Raw genomic sequence first — 14,054 nt, forward strand, 5'->3', positions numbered from 1 at the left:
CCCCACCCCGCTATCCGTGTGTGTGGGGGGGGAGCGATATTGTTAAAACGAGCCCCAAAACCCGCGGGGGGGGGGCCCCCCCGGGCGCGGCCCCCCCCCCCACCTCCCGGGCGGCCCGACGGCGGCCCGGGTAGATCAACTCACTTGATCTGCATGCCGGAGATGGCCCGCGACACGACCAATCGCTGGATCTCCGACGTCCCCTCGAAGATGGTGAAGATTTTCGCGTCGCGGTGCATGCGCTCCACCGGGTGCTCGCGCGTGTACCCCGCCCCGCCCAGGATGTGGATCGCGCGCTCCGTCGCCCACACGGACACCTCGCCCGCCTTGAGCTTCGACATCGACCCCTCGCCCGCCGTGAACGGGACCTGGTTGCGGCCCATCCAGGCCGCCCGCCAGACCAGCAGCCGGGCCGCGTCGATCTCCATCCGCATGTTCGCCAGGTCGAACGCGATCGACTGGTTCTCGATGATCTTCCGGCCGAACGCCTCGCGGTCCTTCGCGTACTCCAGCGCGTACTCGTACGCCGCACGCGCGACGCCCACCGCCATCGCGCCGACGGTCGGCCGGGTCGTCTCGAACGTGGCCATCGCCGCCTGGCCGCCGGCCTTCTGCCCCTCCCGGGCCCGCGCCAGCCTGGCCTCCAACCGCTCCCTGCCGCCCAGCAGGCACCGGCCGGGCACGCGCACGTCGTCCAGGAACACGTCGGCCGTGTGCGAGGCGCGCATCCCGTGCTTCTTGATCTTCCCCGGCGACGACAGCCCGCGCGTGCCGGGCGGCACGACGAAGCCCGCCTGGCCGCGCGCGCCCAGCGCCGGGTCCACGACCGCCGTCACGACGTGCACGTTGGCGATCCCGCCGTTGGTCGCCCACGCCTTCTGCCCGTTGAGCACCCACTCGTCGGTGGCCTCGTCGTACACCGCCCGCGTCCGGTACCCGGCCACGTCGGACCCGGCCTGCGGCTCGGACGCGCAGAACGCGGCCAGCTTCGGGTCGTCCTCGGTGCCGAAGCACTCGGGCACCCACTCCGCCAGCTGCTCGGGCTCGCCGGAGGCGAAGATCCCCGCCGCCGCCAGCCCGGTGCCCATCAGGGCCAGCGCGATGCCGGCGTCACCCCAGAACAGCTCCTCGGTGGCGATGGGCAGCGACAGCCCGATCGGGTCGGCGAACCACGTGGCCAGCGACTCGAACCCGTACAGGCCGATCTTGGCGGCCTCCTGGATCACCGGCCACGGCGTCTCCTCGCGCTCGTCCCACTCCGCCGCGGCGGGCCGGATCACGTCCTTCGCGAAGCCGTGCACCCACTCGCGCAGGTCGACCTGGTCCTCGTTCAGCTCCAGCGAAAAACCGCCCATGGTCCCCTCACGCCTTCGGAATGTTGAACAGGCTCATGAACCCCGCCGCGAAGCCGAGGTCGCCCTTGACCTTGAGCTTGCCGGTCATGAACAGCACCGGGGCCGACGCGTTGCCGGTGGCGAGCTTCAAGAACTCCACCGGTCCCAACGTCACCGTGGCCCGGGGGTCACGGGTCGCGCCCTTGTTGATCGCGCACTCGGCGTTCTCGATGATCACCTCGTACACGTCGTCGTCCGGCGTCCCGCCGGTCAGGTGGAAGTGCACGACGGCGCGCGTGGCGCCCGCGCGGTCGGCGCGGAAGTGGACCTCCATCCGCCGGAACACCTCGTCCAGCACGCGTGCGCGCAGCCCCGGCCGGGACGTCACGGCGTCGATCTGGCCCTTGGACGCCCGCGAGATGATCCGCGCGAAGTTCTGCGCGTCCATCCTCGCCAGGTCGAGGTCCGCGCCGCCGTCGGCCAGCGCCCCCAAGGCGTCCAGCAGGTCGGCGAACTCGTCCTCGCCGAGCTTCTTCGGGTCGATCCCGCGCGCGATGACGTCGATGTCGACGCCCGCGAGCGCCGGGTCGCCCGGGTCGACCTGCCTGAGCGTTGAGATCAGCTCCCGCGGGCTGAGCTTCGCGATCGCCTCGGTGGTGAGGTCGATGGTCATGTGGCACCTCCGCTACCTACTGGCAGGTAAATCTACTGGCGAGTAGGTAAGGCGGCAAGGGGCGCGGAGTAATCTTGTCGCAGCCATCCAGGGGGTGCGATGCACGCAGAGCAACCGGTTCGGTCGGGTCGGGCCAAGAGGCTGCCACGCGCGGTGCGCGAGCGGCAGATCATGGACGCCGCGGTCGACGTCTTCTCGCGCTTGGGGTTCCACGCCGCGTCGATGGACGAGATCTCCGAGGTCGCCGGCATCTCCAAGCCCATGCTGTACGCCTACCTGGGTTCCAAGGAGGAGCTGTTCGCCACCTGCATCCGCCGCGAGGCGACCCGGATGATGGAGGCGATCGCCCACGGCGTCGAGGCCGAGGAGCCGCCGGACGTCCAGCTGTGGAGCGGCCTGCGGGCGTTCTTCGGGTTCGTCGGGGAGAACCGGGCGAGCTGGCAGGTGCTGCACCGGCAGGCGTCCTCGCAGGGCGGGCCGTTCGCGGAGGAGCTGGCGGACATGCGCGGCCGGGCGATCAGCCTGGTGGCGGCCCTGCTCGTGCACTCGTCGGACTTCGCCAACGTGCCGCGGGCGGGCGACAAGGAGGCCGAGTCGCTGGCCGCGGCACTGGTCGGGGCGGGCGAGTCGCTGGCCGACTGGTGGCTCGACAACCCCGAGGAGCCGGCCGGCGTCGTCGCCGCCCGGCTCATGAACCTGGTCTGGATGGGGTTCGGGGACCTCGTGGCGGGCGACGTGTGGCACCCGCCGTCGCGGCGGTCCGGCGCGGACGGCAGCGCCTAGGCCAGCGCGCCCTTCAGCACGGCCGCCGCCTGGTTGATGGCGGCTTCGGCGGCGGGGGTCCCGCGCAACGCGTTGAGCATCACGAAGTCGTGGATCACGCCCTGGTAGCGCACCGCGGTCACGGGCACGCCCGCCTCGCGCAGCTTGTTCGCGTACGCCTCGCCCTCGTCGCGCAGCACGTCGGCCTCGGCGGTGATCACCAGCGCCGGCGGCAGCCCGGCCAGCTCCTCCAGCGACGCCCGCAGCGGTGACGCGGTGATCTCCGCCCGCTGCGCCTCGTCGGTCGTGTACTGGTCCCAGAACCACTGCATGCCGTCGCGCCGCAGGAAGTACCCCTCGGCGAACTCGTGGTACGACGGCGTGTCGAACGACGCGTCCGTCACCGGGTAGAACAGCACCTGCTGCCGGAACACCACGTCACCGCGCCGCTTGGCGAGCAGGGTCAGCGCCGCGGACAGGTTGCCGCCGACCGAGTCGCCCGCCACGGCCAGGCGCGACGCGTCCAGCCCGTGCGCGGCGCCCTCGGTGGTGATCCAGCGCGCGACGGCGTAGCTCTCCTCCAGCGCGACCGGGTAGCGGGCCTCGGGCGAGAGGCTGTAGTCGGGGAAGACCACGGCCGCGCCCGCGCCGACGGCCAGCTCGCGGACCAGCCGGTCGTGCGTCCGGGCGTTGCCGAACACCCAACCCGCGCCGTGGATGTAGAGGACGACGGGCAGCGTGCCGGTGGCGCCGGCCGGGCGGACGACGCGCACGGGCACCTCGCCGACCCTCACCCACTCCTCGTCCACCTCGGGCTTGGCCACCTCGCCGGACTGGACCTCGTCCACCGCCTTGCGGCCCTCGACCGGGCCGAGGTCGAACAGGTACGGCGGGGTGGCGGTCGCGGCGGCGAACGCGGCGGCGGCCGGTTCCAGGACGGTCATCTCGGGCTCCTCGGGTCGTGCGGTCGAACCTGACACCACGAAACATAGGCCGCGATTACATCGTGCGCAATCTAAATGGGCACAGGTGTATCGTGGCTCCTGTCACAAGTGGAGGGACGACGGACATGCGGGACTTCAGCCTGGAGCTGGACGACCAGCTCTGCTTCGCGCTCTACGCCGCCTCGCGCGCCGTCACCGCGCGGTACCGGCCGCTGCTGGACGACCTCGGCCTCACCTACCCGCAGTACCTGGTGCTGCTCGTGCTCTGGGAACGCGGCCCGGTGCCGGTCAAGGACGTCGCCGCCGCGCTCCAGCTCGACTACGGCACGCTGTCGCCGCTGCTCAAGCGGCTGGAGGCGGCGGGCCTCATCCGCCGCGAGCGCCGGCCGGACGACGAGCGCTCGGTCCGGCTCGTGCTCACGGAGGAGGGCGACGCGCTGCGCGAGCGCGCCAAGGACGTGCCGCCCGCGATGGGCGCGGCGATGAACCTCGGCGAAGCCGACACCGAGCGGTTGCGCGCCCTGCTGCGCACGCTGGCCGACAACGTCAGCCGCTGATCACGCCCTCCACGTGCGGCCGGTCCGACCACAGCGCGAACCGCCACCCGTCGCCCGTCGGCGCGGCCGAGAAGTCGACCGCGCCCGGCAGCAGGACCGGCGCCTTGAACCGCACGTCGACCTCGTAGGCGTCGGGCAGCCTGCCCTCGAACGCCGCGACGCACCGCGCCTTGGACCACATGCCGTGCGCGATGGCGCGCGGGAAGCCGAACGCCCGGGCGGTCAGCTTGCGCAGGTGGATCGGGTTGCGGTCGCCGGACACGTCCGCGTACCGCCGGCCGAGGTCGGCGGGCAGCCGCCACCGGGCCGTGGGCGCGGGCGGTTCGGCGCGCGGCGACGGCTCCTTCGCGGTCCCGCCCTCCCGGCGCAGATATGTCGACACATCGACCCACACCTCCTCGCCGTCCACCGACACCGTCGTGACGACGTCGAACTGCCGGCCGCGCTCGTGCGGCCGCAGGTCCGCCAACGCCACGTGCAGCGACAGCGGATCGGCGGCGCGCAGCGGCCGGTGCTGCCGGATCCGGTTGGCGACGTGCACCAGGCCGGGCAGCGGGAACGGGAAGCCGGGGCCGGTCATCAGCCGGACCTGGAGCCCGAAGCCCAGCACGTGCGGGTAGGTGATCGGCAGCTCGTCGCGCACGCCGAACCCGCACACCCGGCCGTACCGGGCGAGGTGCTCCGGGTCGACGGTCACCTCGGCGTCCAGCGAGGCGTCGGGCAGCTCGTCGCCGCGCCGGGTGAACCCGGTCAGCGCGGCCTTGGCGTAGAGGAAGGTGAGGTTCGCCATCACGCCCCCAGCAGGCTCTGGCCGCACACCCGCACGACGTTGCCGTTCACCCCGGCCGACGCCGGGTGCGCGAACCACGCGATCGCCTCGGCGACGTCCACCGGCAGGCCGCCCTGGGACAGGCTGTTCATCCGCCGCCCGGCCTCCCGGATGACCAGCGGCACCGCGGCCGTCATCCTGGTCTCGATGAACCCCGGCGCGACCGCGTTCACCGTGGCGCGGCCCTCGACCCGCCGCGACAGGGAGTCCACCATGCCGATCACGCCCGCCTTGGTGGTGGCGTAGTTGGTCTGGCCGACGTTCCCGGCGATGCCGGCGATGGACGACACGCCGACGATCCGGCCGTTGGGCCGCAGGGCGTCGGCGGCGAGCAGCGTCTCGTTGACCCGCAGCTGCGAGGCGAGGTTCACCGCGACCACCGCGTCCCACCGGTCGGCGTCCATCCGCCCGAGCGTGCGGTCGCGGGTGATGCCCGCGTTGTGCACCACGACGTCCACGCCGCCGTGCCGCTGGGAGAGGTGGTCCACGATCCGCGCGGGCGCGTCCGCCGCGGTGATGTCGAGCTGGAGCGCCGTCCCGCCCACCCGGTTGGCCACCGCGGACAGCTCGTCGCCCTGCGCGGGCACGTCCAGGCACACGACGGTCGCGCCGTCCCGCGCCAGCACCTCGGCGATCGCCGCGCCGATGCCCCGCGCCGCGCCGGTGACCAGCGCGACCTTCCCGGCCAGCGGCCGGTCCCAGTCCGCCGGGGCCGCCACGTCGGCCGGACCGATCCGCACCACCTGGCCGGACACGTACGCCGACCGCCCGGAGAGCAGGAACCGCAGCGTCGACTCGACCGCGCCCTCCGCGCCCGGCGCGACGTGCACCAGCTGGGCCGTGGCGCCCCGCTTCAGCTCCTTGCCGACGCTGCGCGTGAACCCTTCCAGCGCGCGCTGCGCGACCTGCGACTCCGCCTGCTCGGGCGGTGTGCCGAGCACGACCACCCGGCCGCACGGCGCGAGCGACCGGATCACCGGGTGGAAGAACCCGTGCAGCTCGCGCAACCGCTCGACCGAGTCGATGCCGGACGCGTCGAACACCAGCGCGCCGTACCGGACCCCGTCGGCCGGGGCGGTCAGCACGTCCAGGCCCATCGACTTCGCCACCCCGCCCGCGGCGTCGGCGAGCCGGCCGCCGTCGCCACCGCCGAGCAGCACGGGACCGTCGAGCGGGGGCTTGCCGGGCGAGTGGCGGCGCAGCGGGTGCGGATCGGGCAGGCCGAGCCTGCCGACGACGAACCGCCCGATGCCGGACCTGGCGAACGACTGGTATCGATCCATGCGGACATCACACTCCCTACTCGGTAGTAAGTCTACTGATGAGTAGCTAACATTGACCCCGACCCCGGCCACCACCCTGGAGGACGACATGGCCCGAGTAGCCATCCTCGGCGGCAACCGCATCCCGTTCGCCCGCTCGAACGGCCCCTACGCCACGGCGTCGAACCAGGACATGCTCACCGCCACGCTCGACGGCCTGGTGAGCCGGTTCGGCCTGCAGGGCGAACGGCTCGGCGAGGTGGTCGCGGGGGCGGTGCTCAAGCACAGCCGCGACTTCAACCTGGTGCGCGAGGCCGTGCTGGGCAGCAGGCTGTCCGCCGAAACGCCCGCGTACGACGTGCAGCAGGCGTGCGGCACCGGCCTGCAGGCCGTGATCGCGGTGGCGAACAAGATCGCGCTCGGCCAGATCGAGGTCGGCGTCGCGGGCGGCGTGGACACCACGAGCGACGCGCCGATCGGCGTGAACGAGGACCTGCGCGGCGTGCTGCTGGAGTTCAACCGGGCCCGCACCGCGGGCGCGAGGCTCAAGGCGGCGCTGAAGCTGCGGCCCAAGCACGTCGTGCCGGACGTCCCGCGCAACGGCGAGCCGCGCACCGGCCTGTCGATGGGCGAGCACGCGGCGATCACCGCCCGCGAGTGGGGCATCGGGCGCGAGGAGCAGGACGAGCTGGCCGCCGCCAGCCACCGCAACCTCGCCGCCGCCTACGAGCGCGGGTTCTTCGACGACCTGGTCACGCCGTACCTGGGGCTGACCCGCGACCAGAACCTGCGGCCGGACTCGTCGGTGGAGAAGCTGGCGCGGTTGAAGCCGGTGTTCGGCCGGGGCGAGGGCGCGACCATGACGGCGGGCAACTCCACGCCGCTCAGCGACGGCGCGTCGGCCGTGCTGCTGGCGTCGGAGGAGTGGGCGGCGGCGCGGAACCTGCCCGTGCTGGCCTACCTCACGTTCACCGAGACCGCGGCGGTCGACTACGTGCACGGCGGCGAGGGGCTGCTGATGGCCCCCGCGTACGCGGTGCCGCGGATGCTCGCGCGAGCCGGGCTGACCCTGCAGGACTTCGACTTCTACGAGATCCACGAGGCGTTCGCGTCGCAGGTGCTGGCGACGTTGAAGGCGTGGGAGGACGCGGACTTCTGCAAGGGCCGGCTGGGGCTCGACGCGCCGCTGGGCGCGATCGACCGGTCGAAGCTGAACGTCAACGGCTCGTCGCTGGCCGCCGGGCACCCGTTCGCCGCCACCGGCGCGCGGATCGTGGCGACGCTGGCGAAGCTGCTGGCGGAGCGCGGCTCGGGCGGGGGGCTCATCTCGATCTGTGCGGCGGGTGGTCAGGGGGTTACGGCGATCGTGGAGCGTTAGCACGCTTGTTACTCCGAACGGGTGTTAGAGGTAACACAACGCGTTCCCGTTCCGCTTCCTAGGCATGAACCACTCACGGCTCTTCGCCGCAGTCGTGCTGGTGGCGGCGTCCTGTGCTGCCTGCGGGGATTCGCCTCGTGAAGCCACCACCGTCCGCATCGGCGTCACCGCGTCGGCCAACGAGCCCCGGGTAGCGCTCACCAAGACGGTCGTCGACCGGTTGGCCGAAGCCGTCGACCGGGGCGTGACCCGGGTCGTGGTGTACCGGCAGGGTGACGCCTCCGGCAGCGCGTACTTCGACGAGGACTTCACCGTCCGCGACGGCAACGACCTGGAGACCGACGCGGCGGCGCGCGAGCTGGGCTTCGAGCAGAACCTGAACCGCCTCGCCGGCCGGCTCAGCGAGCTGGGTGGCACCAGCGAGGACCTCGACCCGCTGTCCGTGCTCGCGGACATGGCCACCGCCGCCGGCCCGGCCGTGCTGGTGCTGCAGAGCAGCGGGCTGCAGACGACCGACCCGATCGACCTGACCCGGCTGGGGCTCGACTTCGACATCGCGTCGGTGGTGGCGTCGGTGCCGGACGACGCGCTGCCCGAGCTGACCGGCAAGGACGTCATCTTCTCCGGGCTCGGCCAGGCGGTGGGCGACCAGCCGCCGCTGCCGCCCGCCGCGCACGACGCGCTGGTCGAGCTGTGGCTCGGCATCTGCGCCAAGTTCGGCGCCAAGAGCTGCACGAACGACCCCGAGCCGGTGCCCGGCGGCGCGTCGATCGGCCGCGCCGACGTGCCGGTGGTGGACATCGGCGAGGTCGTGCACCAGGACGCGTTGGTGCACCTGCCCAACTCCGTGCTGTTCAAGGCGGGCAGCGACGAACTCGCGGCGGGCGCGCGCGAGGTGCTGGAGGAGGTGGCGCGGAAGTTCGACAACCGCACCACCGCGCGGGTCATCGCCCGCACGGCCAGCTCGGCGTCGCCGGAGGCCGCGATCGACCTGACCCAGCGGCGCGGCCGGCGGGTCGTGTCGGCGCTGACCGAGCTGGGCGTGAGCCGGGCGGCGTTCACCGAGGTAGTGGGCGCGGGCTTCACCTCGCCGCTGGCCGTGGACCTCGACCGCGCCGGCGACCTGATCCCGGCCGCCGCCGCCCGCAACCGCTCCGTCGTGGTCGAACTGGTCGAACCGAAAACCAGCAGCTGACCCGCGTGTCCTACGTCCAGAACGCGCGTGTCCTACGTTCAGAACGCGTGAGTCCCACGTTCAGGACCCCTGAATTCAACGCTCAGGACGTGCCCGGTCAGTCCAGGAGCGTCCACGAGGCGGTGCAGCGGACCGTCACGGCGATCCGCTGCGCCTCCAGGTTGAGCTGGTCCATCTGCGGCGGCACGCCCGGCGCGCCGCCGCCGTACCCGGCCGCCATCGCCCGGTGCGACTCGACCGCCCACGCCTCGGCGTCGCCGTCGGTCAACCGCTGGAGCGGCCCCAGCCGCGCGCCGAGCGCCTCGGCATAGCCCTCGGCACGGCGACGCGCGTCCGCCACGGCCTCGCGCTGCGCCTCCCGGACGGCGTCCGCGTCGTCCTTGAGCTGCCACGACGGCCCGTTCAGCCAGGTCGGCTCCGCGGTCACGAGCGCGCCCAGCAGGTCGTCCAGGCCCGTCACGTCGTCGACCCGCACGACGTAGTTCTGCACCGCACGGCTGCCGGATCGACGCCTGCCGTCCCAGTTGTCGTGCACGGCGAGCTGCCGCGACCGCACCTCGACCCCCGGCCGCTCGAACGCGGGCTCCACGGCGGCGACCCGCGCCGTCAGCCGGTCCACCGCCTCGTTGCGCGTCGAGCCCGTCGTCTCGAAGCTGACCTGCACCTCGGCGCGGTCGGCGGTCCGCTCGACCTTGCCGACGCCCTTCGTCACCACCTCAGCCATGCCACGACGCTACCGGCGATGTCACTCGATAGCGCTCTATAGGTCCATCACTAGAGTGACGAATACCCGGCGACACGGCTCGAGTATTGGATCGGCCGTAGACACCTCGATACCGTCCGAGGATGGACCCGGTGCGCAACCCGTTCGCCCCCGGCGCCGGCCAGCGGCCGCCCGAGCTGGCGGGGCGCGACAAGGAGCTGGGCGCGTTCGAGGTCGTCCTCGAACGGGTGGCGCGCGGCCGGCCGGAACGCAGCCTCGTGCTGACCGGGCTGCGCGGCGTGGGCAAGACCGTGCTGCTGGGCGAGCTGCGGTCGATGGCGATGAAGCGCGGCTGGGGCGCCGGGAAGGTCGAGGCACGCCCGGAGGCCGGTCTGCGCCGCCCGTTGTCGGCGGCGTTGCACCGGGCGATCCGGGACCTGGCCGTGCGGCACCGCGCGCCCGACCGGGTGGAGGCCGTCCTCGGCGTGCTCAAGGCGTTCGCGCTGCGGGCCAACCCGGACGACGCGAAGCTGCGCGACCGGTGGCAGCCGGGCATCGACGTGCCCGCGGCCGTCGGCCGGGCCGACTCCGGGGACATCGAGATCGACCTGGTGGAGCTGTTCACCGAGGTCGCGGAGCTGGCGCAGGACGTCGGCACGGGCGTCGCGCTGCTGATCGACGAGATGCAGGACGTGCCGGCGGACGACATCTCTGCCCTGTGCGCGGCGTGCCACGAGCTGTCGCAGTCGGGCGCGCCGCTGGTCGTGGTGGGCGCGGGGCTGCCGCACCTGCCGGCGGTGCTGTCGGCGTCGAAGTCGTACTCGGAGCGGCTGTTCCGGTACGTGCGGATCGACCGGCTCTCGCGGGCCGACGCCGACCGCGCGGTGCTCGCGCCGATCGACCGCGAGGAGGCGGGCATCGAGCCGGAGGCGTTGGACGCGTTGTTCGACGCCTCGGGCGGTTACCCGTACTTCATCCAGGCGTACGGCAAGGCGGCGTGGGACGCGGCGCCCGCCGACCCGATCACGGCGACGGACGTGGCGGTGGCCGCGCCCGAGGCGGACGCCGAGCTGGCGGTCGGGTTCTTCGGGTCGCGGTACGAGCGTGCGACGCCCGCCGAGCGCGAGTACCTGCGGTCGATGGCGGAGCTGACCGACGGCAAGGACGCGGGCGTGAACACCGCGCAGGTGGCCGAGCACCTGGGCCGCAAGCCGTCGTCGCTGTCGCCCGCCCGGGACAGCCTGATCAAGAAGGGGCTCGTGTACTCGGCGGAACGCGGGCAGATCGCGTTCACCGTGCCGCACTTCGGCCGCTTCCTCCTCGGTCGTGAGGACTGACCTGCGGTTTCGGCTCGCTCCGGTGGTATTCGGCTGTCTAGCGCCCACGCTAGGGAGCCGGCGTCCGCGCGTCCTGTCGAGCGGGTGTACGTCAGGCGAATCGTCGGGAGCTACGGCGTTACGGCCGACGATTCATCGGCATGTGGGGCACCTCACCGGATAATCGGGTGCTTCCGCGCCTGCGAGGGTGCATACTTGAGGCACACCACCGAGAGACCGTTGAGAGGGATGAACCCCCGATGAACTTCACTGCGAAGCTCCGCGCTCGTCGTGTCGAGGCTCGCAACCGCAAGGCCGTCGCCCGCGCGATCGACATGGCGCCCACCCCGGCCATGCGGCACGAGCTGATGGCGATCGCCCAGGCTCAGGTGACCACCCTCCGCTGACGAGGGTCCTTCCTCCGGCGCGCGTGACGACCACCCGATCGACACCGGGTGTGCGCCCCGTCGTCCGCGTACTGGCGAAGGGGGAAATGACCCGGCCCTGCCGCACCTCCCGCGCGGCAGGGCCGAGTCATGTCGAAAACGTGATTCGTGTCACACCCTTTAGTGGATGTAACGGTCCCCGATCGTGTATCGATGTTTCAGGTGACCCCGCGGTGCTGTCGGACCCCCGACCTGGCAGCACCGCGGGGTTTCCCATGTCCGGCTACTTGGCCGTGGCCGAGCCGTTCCAGGTGTCATCCGACGTGCGGCGGGCGCGCCTGATCATCACAACAATCTCCCCCTGCGTGTTCATGCTTGTCCCCCAATGGACCACTCCATGGTGCCATCGGGGGACGACGGTTTCATCAGAGTTTGCTGAGAGCATGGGGCGATGACGCTCCCGCTCCTCGTCGTGGACGCGGCCAACGTCGTCGGCTCCGTCCCGGACGGCTGGTGGCGCGACCGCGCCGGCGCCGCCGCCCGGCTGCGGGACGACCTCGTGGACGTGGCGCGGCACGGCCTGCCGTCGCTGCCCGGCCCGCTGGAGGTCGTCCTCGTGGTCGAGGGCAGGGCGCGCCACGTCGAGCCGGTGCCCGGCGTCCACGTCGTCCCGGCCGCGGGCTCCGGCGACGACGCGATCGTGGACGTGGTCCGCGCCAACCCGCCGGACCGCCCGTGCACCGTGATCACCGCCGACCGCGCCCTGCGCGCCCGCGTGGAAGCCCTGAACGCCACCGTCCTCGGCCCGCGCACGGTCCGTCGCCCACATGGTGGACGCTGAAATAGACCAGCGTGGACATCGTGTTGACTCCCGGCGTGACGACCGCTCAACGCCGCCGTGCCCGTGTCCGCGCCCCCGAACTGGTCGGCCGCGGCTGGCTCAACACCGGTGGGCAGGACATCGCGCTCAAAGACCTGCGCGGCAAGGTGGTCCTGCTCGACTTCTGGTCCTTCTGCTGCATCAACTGCCTGCACGTGCTGGACGAGCTGCGGCCGCTCGAAGCCGAGTTCGCCGACGTCCTGGTCACGATCGGCGTGCACTCGCCCAAGTTCGTCCACGAGGCGGAGCCCGCGGCGCTGGAGGCGGCCGTCGAGCGGTACGCGGTGGAGCACCCCGTGCTGGACGACCCCGAGCTGACCACCTGGCGGAACTACGCCGTGAAGGCGTGGCCGACGCTCGTCCTGGTCGACCCGGAGGGCTACGTCGTGCACGTCGCCGCGGGCGAGGGCCACCTCGACGCGTTGCGCCAGATCGTGTCCGAGGTCGTCGCCGAGCACGACGCCAAGGGCACCCTGCACCGCGGCGACGGCCCCTACGTCGCGCCGCCGCCCCGCGAGACCGAGCTGCGCTTCCCCGCGAAAGCCGTCCTGACCGGCGACAACACCCTGCTGGTCAGCGACTCCGCGCACCACGGCCTGGTCGAGCTGGAACTCGACGGCGAGACCGTGATCCGCCGCATCGGCACCGGCGAGCGCGGCCGCCGCGACGGCCTGGAGCCCACCTTCTCCGAACCGGCCGGCATCGCGCTGCTGCCCGCCGACGTCGCCGCCCGCGTCGGCTACCACGCCGTCGTCGCCGACACCGTCAACCACCTGCTGCGCGGCGTGAACCTCGACACCGGCGAGGTCACCACGGTCGCCGGCACCGGCGAGCAGTGGCGCGACGGCGAGACCGACGGCCCGGCCGACGCGATCCCGCTCACCAGCCCGTGGGACGTCGCCTGGTGGGAACCGGCGGGCGGCGTGGCCGTCGCCATGGCGGGCAACCACACGCTCGGCCTGTTCAAGCCGCTGGAACGCCGCGTCGAACGCCTCGCGGGCACCACCGTCGAGGGCCTGCACGACGGCCCGGCGACCGAGGCGTTCTTCGCCCAGACCTCCGGCCTGGCCGCCGACGGCGACCGGCTCTGGCTGGTCGACTCCGAGACCTCCGCGCTGCGCTGGCTCGACGCCGACCGCACCGTGCACACCGCCGTCGGCAAGGGCCTGTTCGACTTCGGCCACCGCGACGGCCCCGCCGACCAGGCGCTGTTCCAGCACCCGCTGGGCGTGACCGTCCTGCCCGGCGGCCAGGTCGCGATCTCCGACACCTACAACGGCGCGATCCGCCGCTACGACCCGGCGACCGGCGAGGTGTCCACCCTGGCCACGGACATCGCCGAGCCGTCGGACGCGGTCCTGGTCGACGGCGAGCTGGTGGTCGTGGCCTCCGCCGCGCACCGCCTGGAACGGCCGGTCGCGCCGGGCGCCCGACTGGTCAGCGGCGAGGCGCACCAGGTGCGCCGGCCGCCGTCGGTGCTCGCGCCGGGCGAGGTGGAGCTGGCCGTCGTGTTCACGCCGCCGACCGGCCAGAAGCTGGACGACCGGTTCGGCCCGTCCACCCGCCTGGAGATCACCAGCTCCCCGCCGGAGCTGCTGGAGTCGGGCGCGGGCGTCGGCACGGACCTCGTCCGCGCGCTGCGCATCGCCGAAGGTTTCACCGAGGGCGTGCTGCACGTCGTCGCGCAGGCCGCGAGCTGCACGGACGACCCGGCCGTCGAACACCCGGTGTGCAAGCTGGCCCGACAGGACTGGGGCGTGCCGATCAGGGTCGAGCGGGACGGTCCCCGGCGGCTACCCCTGATGATGGGTGGCCTCGACGAAAGCATCTAGACT

14 protein-coding genes are annotated in these 14,054 nt (G+C 72.7%); 8 read left to right on the forward strand and 6 right to left on the reverse strand.

Annotation, left to right across the window (positions count from 1 at the left end; translation table 11 throughout):
- Positions 1 to 140 precede the first annotated feature (140 nt).
- Together ACFXGA_RS03235 and ACFXGA_RS03240 are read right to left on the reverse strand one after the other, a co-directional pair.
- On the reverse strand, positions 141 to 1,355 hold the full coding sequence (locus tag ACFXGA_RS03235) for an acyl-CoA dehydrogenase family protein (protein WP_378083897.1): 1,215 nt from the start codon (positions 1,353 to 1,355) through the stop codon (positions 141 to 143).
- A gap of 7 nt (positions 1,356 to 1,362) precedes the next feature.
- Positions 1,363 to 2,007 carry an SCP2 sterol-binding domain-containing protein gene (locus tag ACFXGA_RS03240; RefSeq protein ID WP_378083900.1) on the reverse strand — a complete coding sequence of 215 codons (645 nt, stop codon included), beginning with the start codon at positions 2,005 to 2,007 and terminating at the stop codon, positions 1,363 to 1,365.
- A gap of 99 nt (positions 2,008 to 2,106) precedes the next feature.
- Here ACFXGA_RS03240 and ACFXGA_RS03245 point away from each other — a divergent pair, with 99 nt between their 5' ends.
- A complete protein-coding gene (locus ACFXGA_RS03245) occupies positions 2,107 to 2,790 on the forward strand; it encodes a TetR/AcrR family transcriptional regulator (RefSeq protein WP_378083903.1) in 684 nt (227 codons plus the stop codon).
- Here the strand turns inward: ACFXGA_RS03245 and ACFXGA_RS03250 are convergent.
- Complete coding sequence (locus ACFXGA_RS03250) at positions 2,787 to 3,713, reverse strand: alpha/beta hydrolase (protein WP_378083905.1); 927 nt, start codon at positions 3,711 to 3,713, stop codon at positions 2,787 to 2,789. The two genes, ACFXGA_RS03245 and ACFXGA_RS03250, sit on opposite strands and share 4 nt — an antisense overlap.
- Before the next feature lie 125 nt (positions 3,714 to 3,838).
- On the opposite strand from ACFXGA_RS03250, the gene ACFXGA_RS03255 reads away from it, so the two are divergent.
- The gene (locus ACFXGA_RS03255) at positions 3,839 to 4,270 is read left to right on the forward strand and encodes a MarR family winged helix-turn-helix transcriptional regulator (RefSeq protein ID WP_378083908.1); all 432 of its coding nucleotides are present in this window, start codon (positions 3,839 to 3,841) and stop codon (positions 4,268 to 4,270) included.
- Here ACFXGA_RS03255 and ACFXGA_RS03260 read toward each other — a convergent pair.
- A complete protein-coding gene (locus tag ACFXGA_RS03260) occupies positions 4,260 to 5,060 on the reverse strand; it encodes a MaoC/PaaZ C-terminal domain-containing protein (RefSeq protein ID WP_378083910.1) in 801 nt (266 codons plus the stop codon). The genes ACFXGA_RS03255 and ACFXGA_RS03260 overlap by 11 nt on opposite strands.
- Positions 5,060 to 6,382 (reverse strand): 3-oxoacyl-ACP reductase, encoded by a 1,323-nt coding sequence (locus tag ACFXGA_RS03265; RefSeq protein ID WP_378083912.1) that lies wholly within the window; start codon positions 6,380 to 6,382, stop codon positions 5,060 to 5,062. Before ACFXGA_RS03265 ends, ACFXGA_RS03260 begins: the two co-directional genes overlap by 1 nt.
- Before the next feature lie 88 nt (positions 6,383 to 6,470).
- Here ACFXGA_RS03265 and ACFXGA_RS03270 point away from each other — a divergent pair, with 88 nt between their 5' ends.
- Together ACFXGA_RS03270 and ACFXGA_RS03275 are read left to right on the forward strand one after the other, a co-directional pair.
- On the forward strand, positions 6,471 to 7,739 hold the full coding sequence (locus tag ACFXGA_RS03270; protein ID WP_378084013.1) for an acetyl-CoA C-acetyltransferase: 1,269 nt from the start codon (positions 6,471 to 6,473) through the stop codon (positions 7,737 to 7,739).
- Between the two features lie 64 nt (positions 7,740 to 7,803).
- On the forward strand, positions 7,804 to 8,934 hold the full coding sequence (locus ACFXGA_RS03275) for an OmpA family protein (RefSeq protein WP_378083914.1): 1,131 nt from the start codon (positions 7,804 to 7,806) through the stop codon (positions 8,932 to 8,934).
- A gap of 97 nt (positions 8,935 to 9,031) precedes the next feature.
- Here ACFXGA_RS03275 and ACFXGA_RS03280 read toward each other — a convergent pair whose 3' ends face one another.
- Entirely contained in the window at positions 9,032 to 9,658 is a 627-nt protein-coding gene (locus ACFXGA_RS03280) for an SIMPL domain-containing protein (RefSeq protein ID WP_378083916.1), read from the reverse strand.
- Between the two features lie 122 nt (positions 9,659 to 9,780).
- On the opposite strand from ACFXGA_RS03280, the gene ACFXGA_RS03285 reads away from it, so the two are divergent.
- The 4 genes from ACFXGA_RS03285 to ACFXGA_RS03300 all read left to right on the forward strand — a co-directional run bounded on the left by ACFXGA_RS03285 (position 9,781) and on the right by ACFXGA_RS03300 (position 14,051).
- Positions 9,781 to 10,974, forward strand: coding sequence for an AAA family ATPase (locus tag ACFXGA_RS03285; RefSeq protein WP_378083917.1), 1,194 nt, complete (start codon positions 9,781 to 9,783; stop codon positions 10,972 to 10,974).
- 239 nt (positions 10,975 to 11,213) lie between these two features.
- Positions 11,214 to 11,360 carry a hypothetical protein gene (locus ACFXGA_RS03290; protein WP_170211556.1) on the forward strand — a complete coding sequence of 49 codons (147 nt, stop codon included), beginning with the start codon at positions 11,214 to 11,216 and terminating at the stop codon, positions 11,358 to 11,360.
- A 430-nt stretch (positions 11,361 to 11,790) separates the two neighbouring features.
- Positions 11,791 to 12,180: an NTP pyrophosphohydrolase gene (locus ACFXGA_RS03295; RefSeq protein ID WP_378083919.1), complete on the forward strand. Its 390-nt coding sequence runs from the start codon at positions 11,791 to 11,793 to the stop codon at positions 12,178 to 12,180.
- A 35-nt stretch (positions 12,181 to 12,215) separates the two neighbouring features.
- Positions 12,216 to 14,051 carry an NHL domain-containing thioredoxin family protein gene (locus ACFXGA_RS03300; RefSeq protein ID WP_378083920.1) on the forward strand — a complete coding sequence of 612 codons (1,836 nt, stop codon included), beginning with the start codon at positions 12,216 to 12,218 and terminating at the stop codon, positions 14,049 to 14,051.
- The last annotated feature ends 3 nt before the right edge of the window (positions 14,052 to 14,054 follow it).

Origin of the sequence: Actinosynnema sp. NPDC059335 (assembly GCF_042752395.1) — a bacterium.
Taxonomy (GTDB): Bacteria; Actinomycetota; Actinomycetes; order Mycobacteriales; family Pseudonocardiaceae; genus Actinosynnema.